General features: G+C 60.4%; 17 protein-coding genes. 2 read left to right on the forward strand and 15 right to left on the reverse strand.

Features of this window, described 5'->3' with window-relative positions:
• Nucleotides 1–5: 5 nt before the first annotated feature.
• The 4 genes from AB8B31_RS24180 to araD all read right to left on the reverse strand — a co-directional run bounded on the left by AB8B31_RS24180 (nucleotide 6) and on the right by araD (nucleotide 5,372).
• Complete coding sequence (locus tag AB8B31_RS24180; RefSeq protein ID WP_018245657.1) at nucleotides 6–1,523, reverse strand: aldehyde dehydrogenase (NADP(+)); 1,518 nt, start codon at nucleotides 1,521–1,523, stop codon at nucleotides 6–8.
• A gap of 179 nt (nucleotides 1,524–1,702) precedes the next feature.
• Nucleotides 1,703–2,413 carry a ribonuclease activity regulator RraA gene (locus AB8B31_RS24185; protein WP_018245656.1) on the reverse strand — a complete coding sequence of 237 codons (711 nt, stop codon included), beginning with the start codon at nucleotides 2,411–2,413 and terminating at the stop codon, nucleotides 1,703–1,705.
• Nucleotides 2,414–2,435: 22 nt separating this feature from the next.
• Nucleotides 2,436–3,626, reverse strand: a complete 1,191-nt coding sequence (locus AB8B31_RS24190) for an L-talarate/galactarate dehydratase (RefSeq protein ID WP_018245655.1) — start codon at nucleotides 3,624–3,626, stop codon at nucleotides 2,436–2,438.
• Nucleotides 3,627–3,635: 9 nt separating this feature from the next.
• Nucleotides 3,636–5,372, reverse strand: coding sequence for an L-arabinonate dehydratase (gene araD, locus AB8B31_RS24195; protein WP_018516766.1), 1,737 nt, complete (start codon nucleotides 5,370–5,372; stop codon nucleotides 3,636–3,638).
• Between the two features lie 143 nt (nucleotides 5,373–5,515).
• Here araD and AB8B31_RS24200 point away from each other — a divergent pair, with 143 nt between their 5' ends.
• On the forward strand, nucleotides 5,516–6,235 hold the full coding sequence (locus AB8B31_RS24200) for a GntR family transcriptional regulator (RefSeq protein ID WP_018516767.1): 720 nt from the start codon (nucleotides 5,516–5,518) through the stop codon (nucleotides 6,233–6,235).
• Nucleotides 6,236–6,262: 27 nt separating this feature from the next.
• Here AB8B31_RS24200 and AB8B31_RS24205 read toward each other — a convergent pair whose 3' ends face one another.
• The 8 genes from AB8B31_RS24205 to AB8B31_RS24240 form a co-directional block, all read right to left on the reverse strand.
• Entirely contained in the window at nucleotides 6,263–7,210 is a 948-nt protein-coding gene (locus tag AB8B31_RS24205; RefSeq protein WP_018516768.1) for a 2-hydroxyacid dehydrogenase, read from the reverse strand.
• On the reverse strand, nucleotides 7,207–8,841 hold the full coding sequence (locus AB8B31_RS24210) for an ABC transporter ATP-binding protein (protein WP_018516769.1): 1,635 nt from the start codon (nucleotides 8,839–8,841) through the stop codon (nucleotides 7,207–7,209). Before AB8B31_RS24210 ends, AB8B31_RS24205 begins: the two co-directional genes overlap by 4 nt.
• The gene (locus AB8B31_RS24215; RefSeq protein ID WP_018245650.1) at nucleotides 8,834–9,760 is read right to left on the reverse strand and encodes an ABC transporter permease; all 927 of its coding nucleotides are present in this window, start codon (nucleotides 9,758–9,760) and stop codon (nucleotides 8,834–8,836) included. Before AB8B31_RS24215 ends, AB8B31_RS24210 begins: the two co-directional genes overlap by 8 nt.
• Before the next feature lie 3 nt (nucleotides 9,761–9,763).
• The gene (locus AB8B31_RS24220; protein ID WP_018516770.1) at nucleotides 9,764–10,678 is read right to left on the reverse strand and encodes an ABC transporter permease; all 915 of its coding nucleotides are present in this window, start codon (nucleotides 10,676–10,678) and stop codon (nucleotides 9,764–9,766) included.
• 164 nt (nucleotides 10,679–10,842) lie between these two features.
• Nucleotides 10,843–11,712 (reverse strand): DMT family transporter, encoded by an 870-nt coding sequence (locus AB8B31_RS24225; protein ID WP_018245648.1) that lies wholly within the window; start codon nucleotides 11,710–11,712, stop codon nucleotides 10,843–10,845.
• A gap of 271 nt (nucleotides 11,713–11,983) precedes the next feature.
• Nucleotides 11,984–12,265 carry a hypothetical protein gene (locus AB8B31_RS24230; RefSeq protein WP_018245646.1) on the reverse strand — a complete coding sequence of 94 codons (282 nt, stop codon included), beginning with the start codon at nucleotides 12,263–12,265 and terminating at the stop codon, nucleotides 11,984–11,986.
• 152 nt (nucleotides 12,266–12,417) lie between these two features.
• Nucleotides 12,418–12,900 carry an NUDIX domain-containing protein gene (locus AB8B31_RS24235; protein WP_018516772.1) on the reverse strand — a complete coding sequence of 161 codons (483 nt, stop codon included), beginning with the start codon at nucleotides 12,898–12,900 and terminating at the stop codon, nucleotides 12,418–12,420.
• 24 nt (nucleotides 12,901–12,924) lie between these two features.
• Complete coding sequence (locus AB8B31_RS24240; protein WP_018245644.1) at nucleotides 12,925–13,092, reverse strand: hypothetical protein; 168 nt, start codon at nucleotides 13,090–13,092, stop codon at nucleotides 12,925–12,927.
• A 237-nt stretch (nucleotides 13,093–13,329) separates the two neighbouring features.
• Here AB8B31_RS24240 and AB8B31_RS24245 point away from each other — a divergent pair, with 237 nt between their 5' ends.
• Complete coding sequence (locus AB8B31_RS24245) at nucleotides 13,330–14,010, forward strand: redoxin domain-containing protein (RefSeq protein WP_018516773.1); 681 nt, start codon at nucleotides 13,330–13,332, stop codon at nucleotides 14,008–14,010.
• A 108-nt stretch (nucleotides 14,011–14,118) separates the two neighbouring features.
• Here AB8B31_RS24245 and AB8B31_RS24250 read toward each other — a convergent pair whose 3' ends face one another.
• From AB8B31_RS24250 to AB8B31_RS24260, 3 genes are all read right to left on the reverse strand, one after another.
• Nucleotides 14,119–15,189: an ABC transporter ATP-binding protein gene (locus tag AB8B31_RS24250; protein WP_018516774.1), complete on the reverse strand. Its 1,071-nt coding sequence runs from the start codon at nucleotides 15,187–15,189 to the stop codon at nucleotides 14,119–14,121.
• A gap of 67 nt (nucleotides 15,190–15,256) precedes the next feature.
• Nucleotides 15,257–16,555 (reverse strand): D-tagatose-bisphosphate aldolase, class II, non-catalytic subunit, encoded by a 1,299-nt coding sequence (locus tag AB8B31_RS24255; protein WP_018516775.1) that lies wholly within the window; start codon nucleotides 16,553–16,555, stop codon nucleotides 15,257–15,259.
• Nucleotides 16,552–17,505, reverse strand: a complete 954-nt coding sequence (locus tag AB8B31_RS24260; protein WP_018516776.1) for an SIS domain-containing protein — start codon at nucleotides 17,503–17,505, stop codon at nucleotides 16,552–16,554. The genes AB8B31_RS24255 and AB8B31_RS24260 overlap by 4 nt, the downstream gene beginning before the upstream one ends.
• Nucleotides 17,506–17,512: the final 7 nt, after the last annotated feature.

The following is a 17,512-nucleotide window of genomic DNA, read 5'->3' on the forward strand; positions in this document are numbered from 1 at the left end:
CGGTTTCAGTTGCGCAGGTCTTGCGGCAATAGGTCGGCGGGGAAATTCTGATAGGCGACGGGGCGCAGAAACCTGCGGATCGACATGGTCCCGACGCTGGTCGCGCCGAAATTGGTCGAGGCCGGATAGGGTCCGCCATGCACCATGGAATCGACAACCTCGACGCCGGTTGGGAAGCCATTGACCAGCAATCTGCCCGCCTTCCTTTCAAGGATCGGCAGCAGGTCGCGGGCAAGGTCAAGATCGGCGTCGTCCATGTGGATCGTCGCGGTCAGCTGTCCCTGAAAGCTTTCGGCAAGGGCGACCATCTCTTCAGGCGAGCCGACGCGCACGACAAGGCCGAGAGGGCCGAACACCTCTTCGCTGAGCGAGTGATCGGCAAGCCAGGCCGAGCCGTTGGTCTCGAACAGGTTCGGCGCTGCGTCGCGGCCGGCATTCTCTGCGGTGAGAACCGGCGCGACCGCATTGCTTGCCCGCATCCGGTCGACACCTTCGTGATAGGCGGTGGCGATGCCTTTGGTCAGCATCGTCTGCGGTGCCACCTTTTCAAGAGCCGACTTGGCAGCACGGGTGAACTTGTCCGCCTCCGGCCCGTCGACGACGACGGCGATACCAGGGTTGGTGCAGAACTGGCCGGCACCAAGCGTCAGTGAACCGGCCCAGCCAGAACCGATTGCCTCCGCCCGGGCAGCGGTAGCGGCCGGCAGCAGGAACATCGGATTAACGCTGCCGAGTTCCCCGAAAAAGGGGATCGGCTCAGGGCGCTGGGCGCAAAGGTCGAAGAGCGCACGACCGCCGGCAAGCGAGCCGGTAAAGCCAACGGCTTTGATGGCCGGATGCGTCACCAGAGCCGTTCCGACATCACGGCGGCCCCCCTGGATCAGGCTGAAGACGCCGGCCGCCATTCCAGTGCGCTCGATCGCGGCTGCAATCGCTTCGGCAATGATCTCACCTGTGCCGGGATGGGCTGAATGTCCCTTCACCACGACCGGGCAGCCCGCCGCAAGCGCGGCCGCCGTATCACCGCCGGCCGTCGAGAATGCAAGCGGAAAATTCGAGGCGCCGAATACGGCGACCGGCCCGATCGGCCGTTGTACCAGACGGATCTCGGGCCGCGGCGCCGGTTGCCGATCGGGTTGGGCCGCATCGACGCGGGCGTCAAGATGCGCGCCCTTGCGGATATGGTCGGCAAACAGTCTGAGTTGGCCGGTGGTGCGAGCGCGTTCGCCGTTGAGCCGGCCCTCTGGAAGCCCGGTTTCCTGCGTTCCGATGAGGGTGACGGCCTCGCCGCGCTTGTCGATCTCCTCGGCGATTGCCTCAAGGAAGATGGCGCGTTCCTCGCGTGTCGTTGCCGAAAATGCTGCAAAAGCAGCTTCGGCAGCGCGGCAGGCGCGGTCGACCAGTTCCGTTGTGCCAACAGCAAAGTCATGTGCCTGCCCATGCGCCGGCTCGGAGCGAAATGTCGTCGTTCCGGCGATCCACTCGCCGGCGATGAAATGCCTGCCTGAAGGGGTCCAGCTCATTGTTATTCTCCTCGGCGGAGCCTCGCTCCGTCCTGATGCGTGAAGTGTTGTTCAAGATGCGCCGCCTTAGAACTGGATGATTTTAGGCCAAGTCGGCCTAAAACGTGAATCCTGTTCTAAATTAAAGAGTTAGAGCATGATGTCGTCCGAAAACCGCTCACACCTTTCGGCATCATGCTCTAGCGGCCATTCACCTTCCGCCATTCGGCAAAGAGCGTCAGATTGCTTTCGTCGGTGGCCGGGTAGAGGCCAATGATCGTGTGGCCTTGCTTGACGCGCTCGGTGACGAAATCCTCGTAAGCGGTCATCTCGACCGCTTCATCGGCGATCTCGTCGGCGATCTCGGCAGGGATGACGATCACACTGTCGTCGTCGCCAACCATGATGTCGCCCGGGAAGACCGCAACATCCCCACAGCCTATCGGCACATTAATGTCGATTGCCTCGTGGAGCGTGAGGTTCGTCGGGCTGGAGGGACGATTGTGATAGGCGGGAATATCAAGGCCGCCGATCGTCATGGCGTCCCGGAAGCCGCCATCGGTGACGACGCCGGCGCCGCCGCGCATCATCAGGCGGGTAATCAGGATGTCGCCGGCAGAGGCTGCGCGCGGATCCTTGCGGCTGTCCATCACCAGAACAGAGCCTTCCGGGCAAGTCTCGATGGCAAGCCGTTGCGGATGTTTCGGGTTCCGAAAGACGTTCATCGCGTTGCGGTCTTCGCGCGCCGGCATGTAACGCAGCGTGAAGGCCGGTCCCACCATATTGCGGCCCTTCGGCTGCACCGGCCGAACATCCTGGACCGTCTGGTTTCTCAGGCCGCGCTTGAACAGCGCCGAACAAAGCGTCGCGACGGAGACACCCATCAGTTTTTCACGGGTTGCGGGGTTCATATTTCCTTCTCCTCGTTCTCGTTCAGACGCCGAAGCCGCGGGTTTCCACGGTCCAGTCACGGGTTTTGCCCGTCAGGCTGCAACCAAGCCCCGGACGGGCCGGCACGATCATCCGACCGTCCTTGATATCGAGTTGTTCGTTAAACAGTGGCGCCAGCCAATCGAAATGCTCTACCCACGGCTCATGCGCATAGGCGGCGGCCAGGTGCAGATGGATTTCCATGGCGAAATGCGGCGCCAGGCGCATACGTTTCGCCTCGGCGTGCGTGCAGATGCGCAAAAAGGGCGTGATGCCGCCCACCCGCGGCGCATCCGGCTGAATGAAGTCGACGGCATCGGCCCGGATCAGCGTCATGTGCTCGTCGGCGCTTGCCAGCATTTCGCCGGTGGCGATCGGCGTGGCGAGTTCGCGTGCCAGTGCCGCATGGCCCTCGGCATCATAGGCATCGAGCGGCTCTTCGATCCATTCAAGATTGAGCGGCTCGACCATCCGGCCGAAGCGCAAGGCCGTCGTGCGGTCCCATTGCTGATTTGCATCGACCATCAGCGGAACACGGCCATCGATATGGCTGGTCACGGCATCAAGCCGGCGAAGGTCGATCATCGGGTCCGGCTGTCCGACCTTGATCTTGATGCCGCCGATACCGGCGGCGATCGAACGGTCGATGGCATCGCGGATTTCCTCGACGCTTGATGACAGGAAGCCACCGGAGGTGTTGTAGCAGGCAACACTGTCGCGATGGGCGCCAAGCAGTTTTGCAAGCGGCAGGCCGGCGCGTTTCGCCTTCAGGTCCCAGAGGCAGATGTCGATGGCGGCGATTGCCTGGGTTGCAATGCCGGAGCGGCCGACCGAGGCCCCGGCCCAGCAGAGCTTGTCCCAGATGCGCGCGGTATCGTTGGGGTCTTCGCCAATCAAGTTGTCGGCAAGCTCGCAGGCATGTGCATAAAGGGCAGGTCCGCCTGCCCGCTTCGAATAACTGAAACCAAGCCCACTATGGCCAACCTCGGAGACGATCTCGCAAAACAGAAAAGCCACCTGGGTCAGCGGCTTCTGCCGGCCCGTCAAAACCTTGGCATCGCTGATCGGCCGCGCCAACGGCAGGTAAACGAGCGACAGGGTGACCGATCGGATAGCGTCCAGCTTGGACGGACCGGCAGCGAAGCCAGCCTTGGGCGGCTGTGCGGGGATCGTGCGTCGATTGGGATCAAACATCGTGGTGCCTCAGTTGATAGCCGGTTCCGGCGTCTTGCCGCCGAATTCCGTCGTCAGGAAATCAAAGTCGCAGCCTTTGTCTGCCTGCTCGATATGGCTGGAGAACATAAAGCCGTAACCGCGCTCGTAATGCCGCGTCGGCGCCACCCAGGCGACCCGCCGCGCTGTCATTTCTTCTTCGGAAACCAGCATATTCAGACTGCGTGCCGGAATATCGAGCTCGACCATGTCCCCCGTTTTCAGCAGTGCCAGAGGCCCGCCAACATAAGATTCCGGTGCGACATGCAGCACGCAGGCGCCAAAACTGGTTCCGGACATGCGGGCGTCCGAGATGCGTACCATGTCGCGCAGGCCGAGCTTCAACAGCGCCTTCGGCATCGGGATCATGCCCCATTCCGGCATGCCCGGTCCACCCTGCGGGCCGGCATTGCGTAGAACGAGAACCGTGTCCGGCGTCAGCGGATAGTCGGGATCATCGATGATCTTCTTCATCTCCGCATAACTGTCGGCGACCAGCGCCGGGCCGCAATGGCGATGGAATTTCGGGTCGCAGGCCGCTGGTTTGATAACCGCGCCGTCGGGACAGAGGTTCCCCTTGAGCACGGCCAGCGAACCTTCGTGATAGACCGGGTTCGACAATGGCCGGATAACGTCGTCATTGTAGATCTTCACCTGGTCGAGACCATCCACCAAGGGTTTTCCCGTCACGGTAATCGCGGTTGGATCCAGCCTGTCGCCGAGCTGTTTCATCAGGGCGCGCAGGCCACCCGCATAAAAGAAATCCTCCATCAGGTAGGTCGAACCGGAAGGCCGGATGTTGGCGAGAACCGGCGTCGTGCGACCGATGCGATCGAGATCGTCGAGCTCCAGCGGGACGCCGGCGCGCCGCGCCATGGCGATCAGGTGAATGATGGCATTGGTGGAGCAGCCGGTCGCCATAGCAACCGTGACGGCATTGTCGATGGCCGCCGGAGTGATGATCTGATCCGGCGTCAGATCCTCCCACACCATATCGACGATACGGCGCCCACAGGCCGCCGACATGCGCTGGTGGTTGGCGTCGGCTGCCGGGATCGAGGATGCGCCCGGCAGCGTCAATCCCATAGCCTCTGCGATCGCCGTCATCGTCGACGCCGTGCCCATGGTCATGCAATGGCCATAGCTGCGGGCGATTCCGCCTTCGATGCCCTGCCACTCCTCCTGGGTGATCGTGCCGGCACGGCGCTCATCCCAGTATTTGAAGCCGTCGGTACCGGAGCCTAGCGTCTTGCCGGCATAGTTGCCGCGAAGCATTGGGCCGGCGGGGAGATAAATGAAGGGAATGCCCATGCTGGTTGCGCCCATGACAAGGCCGGGTGTCGTCTTGTCGCAGCCACCCATCAGAACGGCGCCATCGACAGGATGGCTGCGCAGCAGCTCCTCGGTCTCCATCGCCAGCATATTGCGGTAGAGCATCGTGGTCGGCTTGACGAAGTTTTCGGAAAGGGAAAGAGCAGGAAGTTCCATAGGGAACCCACCCGACTGAAGAATTCCGCGCTTCACCCATTCGGCGCGTTCACGGAAATGCATGTGGCACGGCTGGGCATCGGACCAGGTGTTGATCACGGCAATGATCGGCTTTCCCTGCCAGTCCTCCGGTGCGTAACCCATCTGCATGGTCCGCGACCGGTGGCCGAACGAGCGCTGATCATCCGGCAGCATCCATCGGGCCGACCGCAATTGCTCGTAGGTTTTCCTTGCGGTCACGGCTCTCTCCCACCTTTTCGCTTGTTTATCTCAGCGTTTGCACCAACTGATATTTTAGTTTGACATATATATCAATGGAAAGTTTGCGTTCTTGTGCATTAGGTCGTGCAAAGCTATGAATGGACTGAAAAGGATGCATCACCATGAATTCCCAGTTCGCCTCCACATTCGGCCTGACTGCACCCGGTTTTCCGGTCGTGGCCGGCAGCACGGTCCAGCGGGTCTATGATGATCTGCGAAAGCGCATCATCACCATTCAGCTACCGCCGGACACCACGTTGTCGCGCACCGAGCTTACGGAGACTTATGAAGTCAGCCAGACTCCCATCAGGGACGCATTGCAGCTTCTTAAACAGGAGGGTCTGGTTCGTATTTACCCGCAATCCCGCACTGTGGTGACCAGGATCGACGTCCTGCAAATTTACGAGGCACATTTCCTTCGCGTGGCGCTGGAAACGGAGGTTTGCCGCCGCCTCGCAACCGATCCGGATCCAGATCCGAGCGTCATCACGCGCGCCCGGTCGATCATCAAGATGCAGTCGGCAGTCGCTGACGACGCCGATCAGATCGCGATCTTCCAGGAGCTCGACGAACTCTTTCACCAGACGTTGTTCGCAGGCGCCAAGCGCAGCAGCCTCCACCAATTGATACGTGAGCGGTCCGGCCATCTCGAGCGCATTCGTCGTCTGCATCTGCCCGAAAAGGGCAAGATCGCGAGCATTCTCGATGGGCACCACGCCATCATCGATGCGATCGCCGCTAGCGACGAACAGGGCGCGGTCGATGCGATCCGCGAGCATCTCAGCCGCACCGTCGCAAAAGTGGAAGACATGCGGAAGGAGTTCCCGGACTATTTCGTGTGATCTGCCGCGCCGCGGGTTTTGCCGGCGTCAATTGACCGGCGTCAGCAGCGGCCTGCCTGCGAAAAAGGCGGCAAGGTTGTCGACCGTCAATTGCGCCATCCTGTCGCGCGTTTCCTCGGTACCGCTGGCATGGTGGGGATAGAGCACAACGTTGTCGAGCGCTGCAAAGCGCGGATCGGGATTAGGTTCGTTGAGGTAGACATCGATGCCGGCCGACGCGATCCGCCTTTCCTGCAAGGCCTTGATCAAGGCCGGCTCATCGACCACGGTGCCCCGGGCAATGTTGATGAAGCTGCCAGTCGGCCCGAGCGCATTCAGCACGTCCGCCGATATCAGTCCTTCGGTCGAGGGGCCGCCAGGGGTTGCGACGATCAGGATATCGGCCCAGTCGGCCAGTTTTACCGGCGCGTCGAAATAGGCAAAATCGTTGCCGGCTTTCTTCGTCCTCCCATAATAGCCGACCATCAGCCCGACAGCTTCGCATCGCTTGGCAATCGCCATTCCTATGCGACCGAGACCGACGATCCCGGCCTTCTTGCCAGAGGTCGATGTCGTCAGCGGCATCATGCCCTTTTGCCCCCAGTCGCCGGAGCGCACATAGCGATCGCCTTCCGGCAGGCGCCGGCGTGCCGCCAGCATCAGAAGCAATGCCATGTCGGCAACGTCGTTGCACAGCACCTCGGATGTGTTGGTGAGCTTGATGCCGCGCCGCGTCATCGCCTCGACATCCATCTGGTCGTAGCCAGCCGAGGAACAGGCGGCGAGCCTTAATGCCGGCAATTTCGAAAGCAGGGCTTCGTCGATCGTCACATGGCCGTTGCAGACCAGCGCGGAAGAGATCGGGCCTGCTTTCCGCAGGAGAGCATCCCGCTCTTCGCCTTTGACAAGATCCAGCCGGTGCAGCGTGTAGGTCTCTTCCAGCATCGCCATCTGATGGGGCCGGAGCGGATAGGCGACGATGAGATCGGGCTTCATGCGGAAACGAGTCCTTCTTGTATGTGGCGGGCGGCGCGTCGGCTGGCCTGAACCTCCGGATCGGGATCGAGGCTCGCGGCAAGAAGCGCCTGCGTGTAGGGGTGGGAGGGCGCGTTGAAGATCTGTTCCACCGGACCCTCCTCGACAATCTCGCCGGCCTTCATGACGATGACACGATCGGCGAAATCACGAACCACCGGCAGGTCGTGTGCGATGAAGAGGTAGGACAGGCCGAATTCGCGACGCAGGCCCTCAAGCAAGGCAATCACCTGCGCCTGGATCGACACGTCGAGCGCCGAAACCGCCTCGTCGCAGATGATCAGTTTCGGCTCCATCGCCAGCGCCCGGGCAATCGCGATGCGCTGGCGCTGGCCGCCGGAAAACTGGTGTGGATACCTGTCGGCCATATCCGGTTTCAGGCCAACCTTGACCAGCAACTCGGCCACTTTCTCCTTCCATCGTGCCTTCGGCAGGATATCCGGGTGAATGACCCAGGCCTCGGAAATCAACCGGAACACGCTCATCCGCGGGTTCAGTGACTGGGTCGGGTCCTGGAAGACCATCTGCAAATCGCGACGCAGCCCGAATATTTCTCGAGGGGTCATCGCAAGCAGATCGTTGCCGCGGTAGAGGACCTGGCCCTCCTGTGGATCATCGAGGCGAACGATTGCCCGGGCAAGGGTTGACTTACCGGAACCGCTCTCACCGACAACGGCAACCGTCTCGCCGGGCATGATGACGAAGTCCACGCCCTTCAGCGCCTGGAATGCGCCAAAACTCTTCTTCAAGCCAATGGCGCGCAGCAGCGGTTCGCCCTGCCGGTCACGCTCTTGCGCCATCGCACCCTTCCCGGGTGCGGCGGCTATCAGCTTCTTCGTATAAGCGTTCTGAGGATTGCGATAGACTTCGGCCGCATTGCCGGTTTCGACGACGCAGCCGGAATTCATCACCACGACCCGGTCGGCGATCTCGGCAACGACGCCCAAATCGTGGGTGATCAGCAACAGGCCCATGCCGGTTTCCTGCTGCAATTCCTGCAGAAGTTCGAGCACCTGCGCCTGCACCGTAACATCAAGCGCGGTGGTGGGTTCATCCGCGATCAGGATATCGGGCTTGCAGGCGATTGCCATGGCGATCATCAGGCGCTGCCGCTGTCCGCCGGAGAACTGGAACGGATATTTTCGCATCGCCGCCTGCGGATCGGTTATGCCGACGCGCCCGATCAATTCGAGCGCCCTCGCACCGGCACGCTCCGCCGACTGACCATGCGTCGTCATCATTTCGGTGATTTGCCAGCCGACCGGATAGACCGGGTTGAGATGGGCGAGCGGGTCCTGAAAGATCATGGCGATCTTGGCGCCGTTGATCGAGCGCCGCTCCTCGGGCGTCATTTCCAGCATGTTGCGCCCGTTGAGGAGAATGGTGCCGCTGGTGATCTTGCCGGGTGGCATGTCGATCAGGTTCATGATCGCCGAGGCCGACACGGACTTGCCCGAACCGCTTTCCCCGAGGATCGCCAGCGTCTCACCGCGATCGAGATGCCAGCTGACATCCTGCACCGCCTTGACGGTCCCGCTGACGGTGTGGAACTCGACCGAGAGGTTACGCACTTCCAAAAGATGTTCAGCCATTTTTCCTGCCCCTCATTTCAAGGCGCCAGCGTTGCGTCGGATCGAGTGCGATGCGCAGCCAATTCGACAGAAGGTTCAGCGACAGCGTCGTCAGGATGATTGCAAGACCCGGCCAGAAGGAAAGCCACCAGGCATTGGTGAGATAGGGTCGTCCTTGGGCAACCATCAGACCCCAGGTGATCTCCGGCGCCTGAATGCCGATCCCCAGGAATGACAGGGAGGATTCCGCCAGCATGACGAAGGCGAAATCCAGCGTCGCGATAGTCACCAGCGTGGGGAAGATCACTGGCAGGATGTGATGGAAGACAATGCGCCAATACGATGCTCCCATGACCTTCGCCGCCTGCACGAACATCCGCTCGCGCACTTCCAGCACCTCGGCACGCGTGGTGCGCAGATAGATGGGAATGCGGGTGATCGCCAGGACGAGGACGATATTGGTGACCGAGGGCTCGAGCATGTAGAGCACGATCACCGCCAGAAGCAGTGACGGAAAGGACATGATGACGTCGCCGAGGCGCATGATCCATTGAGCCGCGGAAGAGCGGCTGTAACCTGCGACCAGACCAAGCGCCGTACCGACGACAGATGAGGCAAGCACGGCTGCGGCGGCAACCAGGATGGTGTTTTGCGCCGCCACGATGACACGGGCAAGAAGCGGCCTGCCCAGCGCATCGGCGCCGAGGACATAAAGCAATCCGCGGGTGATATCGAACGGCGGCGCATTTCGGCCCCGCAGGTTCTGCTTGGTGGCGATGGCCTCCAGCAGCAACGGGCCAAACAGCGCACAGAGCAGAACGATCAAAAGGAACAGGGCCGCGAAGAAAGCGAGCTTGTCCGCCCACAGCATCGTCAGCCAACGCCCGATCGGGCCGCTTGTTTTTTTCTCGGCGAGGATTTGTGTGTCGGTCATCGTCATCGCTCAATACCGGATACGCGGATCGAGCAGCGCATAGGCGATATCGATCAACAGGTTCATGATGAAGATCGCCAGCGCCGAGACCATGATGACGGCCAGCACGACGGCGAAATCGCGAAGCAGGATGGAATCGATCATCAGCTTGCCGATGCCGGGAAAGCCAAACACCGTCTCGACGACAACCGCACCGTTCAAGATGGCGGCCGCCTGGTCGCCGATGACTGTGATCACCGGCAGCATGGCGTTGCGCAGTCCGTGAATGAAGATGATTGAGTTCGAGCGGACCCCCTTGGCGCGGGCCGTCTTCACATAGGCGGAAGACAGAACACTGATCATCGAGCCGCGGACCACCTGCAGGATCAGGCCGAAGGGCCGGATGAACAGGACGCTGATCGGCAGGATCCAGTGCCAGATAGTTCCCGTTCCTGATGTCGGCAGGACATGCAGTTTGACGGCGAAAATGACGATCGCCACGATGGCCAGCCAGAAATCCGGCGCCGCAGCGCCGATCAACGAGAAGAAGGTGGCAAGACGGTCGAAGATGCCGCCGACGCGAAACGCCGCAAGCGACCCAATGACGATCGCGGCGATCGTGACCAGCACCATGGTGATGACAGCCAGCCAGAAGGTCCAGACGAAGGCCTCCAGCACGACATCCATGGCAGGACGAGCCTGTCGCAGCGACTGACCGAAATTACCTTGTGCAAGATCCGAGACATAACGACCGAACTGCATGATCAACGGATCGTTGAAACCGTTCATCTCACGGAATTGCTGGCGCATTTCCGTGGTCGCGTCGATCGGCAGATAGAGGTCGGTGGGATCGCCCGTCAGCCGGGAAAGGAAGAACACGATGACGATAAGCACCACGAGCGATACGCCACTGGCGATCGCGCGTTTGCCGATGAAACTCTTCATACCACTCCTCCCGAGTGAACCCATAGGGGCCGTGATGTCTCGTCTTCGTCTGTGCCGAAGCCACCTGTCATACCCTCCGGCAACAGGCACGACTTCAAAATCAGTCGCTACAACTGAAATATTAGTTCATCTAAAATTTTTGTGAACCCCAAAAATGATCAGGGCTAATCAACCGGCGGCTTGCGTCGCCATGTGATACCGCGGGTTCCAATAAAGGCCGCGCCAATGATCACCGCCGCGCCGATCCACGTCTGTGCGGCCGGAACTTCCGAGAAAAATGAGAAGGCCATCAGGGCGACGACGGGCAGTCGGAGAAAGTCGAGCGGTGCCAGAACGCTTGCTGGCGCCATGCCGAAGGCACGCGTGATCAGCGTCATGTTCAGTGCTCCGAGGGCTCCTTGCATAGCAAGCAGCCCGAGTTGGCTCCAGGTCGGCATTGACCAGACCGGCAGCATGAGGATTACGCCAAGCGGCACCGTCGCTATCAGATTCCATGCAACCAGCCGGTCCGCACTATCCCTCAATGCCATCCGCCGCAGCATCAATTGGCTGGCCGCCGTCAAGACCGCTCCTGCCAGTGCAAAAAGCAGCCATTGGTCGAAACCAGACGCTCCAGGGCGAATGATGATCATGACACCGACAAAACCTGCGACAATGCCGGCCACGCTGGAGATGCCGACATGTTCCTTGAGCACCAGCCACGCACCGAGAACGAGAAACATGGGCATGGTGAAATTGATCGCCGTGGCATCGGCGAGTGGTGCGTGCGCAAAGGCGACGAACAATGCGACCAGTGAGGCAAGCTTCAGACCCGCGCGCACGACATGCAGAACACGATAGGGTGAGGCTTTCAGGTCGACCCGTGACACGATCCAGGGCGTGACGACAAGAAGTCCGAAAAACGACCGGAAAAAGCCGATCATCAATGGATGCACGTCGCCGGCCAGCAAGCGTACGATGACTGCGTCGAGACTATTTAAGAAAGCGGCGGCCACCATCATGCATACGGCAAGGCCCGTGCGACCAGGCTGCATCACGCTTCCCCTGATCGAAGAAAGGCGAACCCCGCCATATCGACCATTCGATACGGCTGCGCGTTGAACCGGCAATCCATGAGAAATAAAGCCTTCCTGGCGTGTCTGCTAATCTCCGGGCTCCCAACGGTGCCGCGGCGGAGACCGCTCGTTCTCCTAGGGTCCGGCAGCATCCGTTATCCCCAGCGCGGATTAACGGCTTTATCTCAATCCATCAACCGCCGTCCACACTGACAGAGCGCATTGCTGACAGGGCCGCCCTCGCCCTCGGCTAGTGGACCACTCGGTTCGGTTTCGCGCGGTTCGAGAATTGGTGGACGAGCATGATGCCCTGCTCAAGCAGCAACTCGGCCGCCTGCAGATCGCGCGGCGTGAGATCGCCGGATAGTCCGCGAATCGTATTCGCGACGCAGATGGAGTTGGCGACAAAGCGGGCGTCGCCCTCGCCTTCTGCCTCCTCGGCCGTTGCTTCCAAGGCGTCGGCGACGGTGTCGAGCAGGCTCGAGCGTTCGACAAGCGTCATGTCGTTCAGGGTTTTGGAAATGCCGTTCATGATTGTCTCCTCGCGCGTGCCCAAGGCGGATCGCAGCTCCAATTTCTCGATTTCAGTCACATGGCGTGACTGTCAGATAGGATTGCTGTCTTCAGAAGCAACTCATGGCTGCCGCGCACCTCACGCATGAGTGCAGTGAGATGACGGCTCGATCAATAACTTCGGGCCGCTCGTTCCAGATGCGTCAGGAGGTCGGGAAGCATTGGTCGCTGCCCTTTCAAGAGCTTTATGGTTGCGTCGGGCAGGGAAAACCATCCCGCACGATCAACCTCTGGAAAGCTCTTTACCCGCCCTGACCGTGGCGGCCATTCCATTTGAAATTCGGAACTCTGTATCGCATTCACGTCCAGTACCGGATCGGCTTCTATCGACCAAGCGATAACTATCTTTCCGCCAGGTTGTCGGTATTCGCCCAACGGTGTGAACCTGCCATTGACCGCTATATCAAGCTCTTCGGCAGTCTCCCTTATTGCCGCCGCGAGCTCGTCTTCTCCAGCCTCGACCAGCCCTTTCGGGATCGACCACGCAGCCTCGTCTTTCCTAGCCCAGAAAGGGCCGCCCGGATGGACGAGAAGGACTTCGATGTCCCCGGAAACACGCCGGTATATCAAAAGTCCGGCGCTACGGATGACCATCGCCTTGTGCCCCTCTTGTGTCGATCACGAGGCCAGGCATTCCTCACAGATGCCGCAGCCGTCATCATCCATCCACCGACGCCGGCGCTTGCAGCAAAGGCAAGCAGCACCGTCTGGTTGTTCTTTTATGTCTTCCGGAGGAATGATCTCGATCGTCGTGTCGAATAGAGTGTCAGCCACAAGTTCCGCCATCTCATTGCTCCATTAGTCTGTTCTAAATAAGATAGGAGCGGCGATCGATACCGGCAAGCTCTCGACGACGTCAGGCGGTTCAATGAAAGGGTCAGCTTCGACGCCGGTCAGAGCGGCAAATGCCATGCCGAACCACATTCGGCGATCTCAACATCGAACACTGGGCCTTCTTGCGACACAAGTGGTATAGTCAAATTTCGGTCGTCCACCTGGACGATACGACAAAGGAATTATTCCATGGGAGACCAGAAACGCCCGCTGCAACCAGGAGAAACCGCCCCCGCCTTCGCACTTGCCACGGCCAACTTCGACGGAACCGTCTCTTTCGCCGACTTGAGCGGTCGCCCGTTCGTCATCGGGTTCTTTCGCGGGCTGCACTGCCCGTTCTGCCGGCGCCAGTTAGAACAGCTTGCCAGCGTACAGCCGATCTTGCGCGCCGCCGGTGTGGAGACCGTGGCCGTTATCAACACGCCGGTGGAACGTGCCCGCCTGTATTTCCGCCACCGGCCGACGCCAATAACGCTTCTGTGTGACCCCGACTGCCGCACGCATCGAGCCTACGGTGTGCCGCATGGTGAGTTCCTGCCCGAAGGGAGTTGCGAGCAGCCCGAATGGCCCTATGGCGCAACGATGGCGCAGTTCCTGGCGGCACGCATCAACCCCACGGGCGAGCTGCCGGAACCGCTGCACCCGATGGAAGCCAACACGATACTCAACGCCAAGGACGGCTTTGAGCTTGACGAAGCCGATAATGCGATTTTCGCGAACCATGCTACCCAGCTCGTCGGGCACTTCCTGGTCAATGCGAACGGCACCATCGGCTGGGTACAAATCGAGGCGCTCGACGGACCGAACAGCCTCTCCATCTTCCCGACCGCGGCCGAGATCATCGCCGCCGCTGGCAGCCCTGGACACTGACCCGCACCGAATCGTCCGCCAGCGTTGCTGGATGATGTCGAATGAGGGCGACTCTCCGACTTGTCATCAGCTTGAACTCCATGTCACGTTCTGCCGGAAATCATCAGGTTAGACGGACCTCAACCGCCTTTCGGTTCTCGCGTCGAACAGATGCAGTTTGCTGAGATCTGGGGCAATGACGATCTGGTCGCCGGCGCGCAGATCAAGGCGCTCTCTTACCGTCGCAACGAGGTGATCGGCGCCAAACTTCGTGGTTATCTGGATCTCAGCACCAGTAGGTTCAACGAGGACGACCTCAGCTGTAGCAGGACCTTGTCCGATTGTGAGATGCTCAGGGCGAATGCCGTAGATAATCTGCGCGCCGCGTTCCAATGACGCTGCTTCGGGCAGTGGTAACCTACCTCCGCCGTCCGCGATCAACTCCAGCGGCCCCGAAGTGCTGACCTGCCCTCGAATAAGGTTCATCGCCGGCGAACCGATAAAGCCGGCCACGAAAAGGTTTGCCGGTCGGTCGTAGAGATCCAACGGCGAGCCTATCTGCTCGACGAAGCCGTCCCGCATCACAACAATCCGATCGGCCATCGTCATCGCCTCGATCTGATCGTGGGTGACATAAATGGTCGTTGTCTTCAGTCGCTGATGCAGTTGCTTGATTTCTGAACGCATCTGCACACGCAGCTTCGCGTCCAGGTTCGACAATGGTTCGTCAAACAGGAAGACCTGCGGATTTCTAACGATGGCACGGCCCATCGCCACGCGTTGGCGTTGGCCACCCGACAGATTTCTCGGATATCTGTCGAGCAGATGCTCGAGCCCCAGAATTTCAGCGGCCTCTCGAACACGCTGCCTGGTCTGTTCCTTGGGTGCTTTCGCCAGCTTCAGCGAAAAACCCATATTCGCCTCGACTGTCAGATGGGGGTAGAGCGCATAGGACTGGAAAACCATCGCGATATCGCGTTCTTTTGGCGCGACATTGTTCACGACCTTGCTGCCGATCGAAATCCGACCAGCTGAAATCTCTTCGAGGCCGGCGATCATCCGCAACAATGTCGACTTCCCGCACCCGGACGGGCCGACCAGGATAACGAACTCGCCGTCTTGGATATCAATATCCACCCCATGCAGAACTTCGAAGTGACCGTAGCTCTTGCGGGCATTCGCCACACTTACTGACGCCATAACTTTCTCCGGCTGAATATTGATATCTTCGGGACGCAGCCGCTCGTGTGACACGGCTGTCGATTGCTCATGGGCTTGCCGTGGCGGCTGAATAAGGCGCCAATACCGCGTCGACCGCAGCAAGGCAGAGCTCGCGGGCCTTCGGAGCGACCCGCATTGACACCACGTCAGAATATAGTCGGCCGAGATATTGGCTGATCAGAGTTTCGGGAATTTCATCAGGAAGCCGGCTGAACAATTCACCGACCGCGGCGGATGCTCGAGGATCCGGCCAGTAATAGCGAATTCGATCACTATAGCTGAAATGCCGTTGCAGTCGCTGCTCATCGGGACTGCCGCCATAGTGGCCCGCCCAGCTTGCCGGTTGCTCAACCATGATTTTTTCCATGGTCGTCATCAGTCCGGTTCGTGGCGTCTTCCCTGCAAGCACATCAGCGATTGCATCGAGACCGTAGAGGGCTTCGCGCAGCGCGAACGTCAGCCCTGGTCCGACCTTGAGGATTGCAAAGCCGCCGTCAACGAGAGCAGACAAGGCTTCGGCCGGCTGGTAGTCGGTGGAATGTGCTTCGAAAACCAAGCCCGGCATGTCGTCGAGCGAACGAATGAGGCTCTTGGCCCGTTCAGGCTTGTAGAGCGCCACGTCCGTGTTGCCGAATTCCACACCCGGCTGAACCACTATCCCAATGACCCGCTCCATCGCCGACGCCAAACCTGCCTCGGCAAACGACGCCCGGTGAACCGCGAGGGTTTTCATCGCCGCATCGGCTCGCGTAATTTCGATCTCTTCGAGTGCGTGCGTTGCACCACCCGGAGGCGGCACCTCGGTTCCGATGATATAGACCGGCGGACGGCGGCCTGAACGAAGAGCGGCCTCTTCGGCGGCTTTTGCCAATCGAGCGGCCCGCGCCGCGGTCAATTCGTCATCGAGCGCCGTTGGTTCACCGGCACAGCCCATCGACGTGTCCAGGTGAATCTTTTCGAACCCTGCCTCGACATAGGCCGTCACCATAGCCATGGCGCGCAACATTGCCTCCTCGGCCGCCAACGTCCTCCATGGGTTGGGGCCGAGATGATCGCCTCCCAGGATGATGCGTTCGGCTGGAAAATCAGTCGCTGCGGCGACGTTCTCGATGTACCGGCGAAAGTCCACCGGCGTCATCGCGGTATAGCCGCCCTCCTGATTGACCTGATTGCAGGTGGCTTCGATGAGGACCGCCCGGTGCTCCATGCCGGCCCGCCGAAGGGCTGCCTCAATGACCAGCGGATGAGCCGAGCAGACCGAAGTGACGCCATGTGGAAAAGGCAGGTTCCTGGCACCGAAAAGCTTTCGCAGCGCGATCTGCCGCTTCTCTTCGATCCTCGTCATGCGAGCGTCACGACCTTCGTCAGGTGGCGGGGAGAGACCGTATCGATTTGCCGAGCCTGCGCGGCCCGTTCGCCGAGGATCTGCAGCGCCGGAAGGACAACGAGACCCGCAAGCGAAAGATCGACATCAACGGCGAGTTCCAGATCGCCCGGACCACCTACACCAATGACAACCGCGCCTTTTTCCCTCAGTTCTCCTACCAGTTTCGTCTCCGCCTCCCTCTGGTCGGAGCTGTACAGCATGACCGCAACCGTTTTCCCGTCAACGAGGCTGATCGGCCCATGCCGGTATTCCAGCGGATGGAAGGCCTGGGTCATGATCTGGCTCATTTCCATGAGCTTGAGCGCTCCTTCCAGGGCGACGCCGAAGAGCGGTCCCCCACCGAGAAAGACGAAGTGCGACCGGTCGGCGATAATTCCAGGCAGCGCGGCATCGAGAGCGCTCGCGAGCTGGCGGGCCGAATTCACGACAGAGGCAGGAACCTTCTGCCCGATCATCTGCAAACCGAGCAGGACCATGAGGCTCGCCGATACCGTCATGACGATACCTTCGTCCGGATGGGTTTCGGTCGCGACCATCCGATCGCAATTTTTCGCAAGAGAGCTTTCCGGTTCGACCGTTATCGCCGTCACGAAGGCGCCGGCGGCCCGGCTTGCCTTTGCTGCGGCGACTGTCTCTGTCGTCTCGCCGCTCCGGGACAGCGCGACGACGTGCGTGTTGCGCCACTCCGGCCAGAAGGCCGAGGGGCGGTTTTGCCATTCGGCGCCGGGGACCGCGATTGCCTTTCGCCCGGCCATATTGGCATAGGCTGCCAGCGAAAGTGCAAGATTGAAAGACGTGCCGCAGCCGACGAAGACGAGCAGCTCCGCGCGGTCGTCGGCTGAATTCAATTCAATGGCCTTCTCCCAGTAAGGAAATTGCTCGAAAATAACCTTTTCGGTCGTGCTCATGAAGTCT

Source organism: Rhizobium sp. 62_C5_N11_2, assembly GCF_051811185.1.
In the GTDB taxonomy this organism is placed as follows: Bacteria; Pseudomonadota; Alphaproteobacteria; order Rhizobiales; family Rhizobiaceae; genus Rhizobium; species Rhizobium leguminosarum.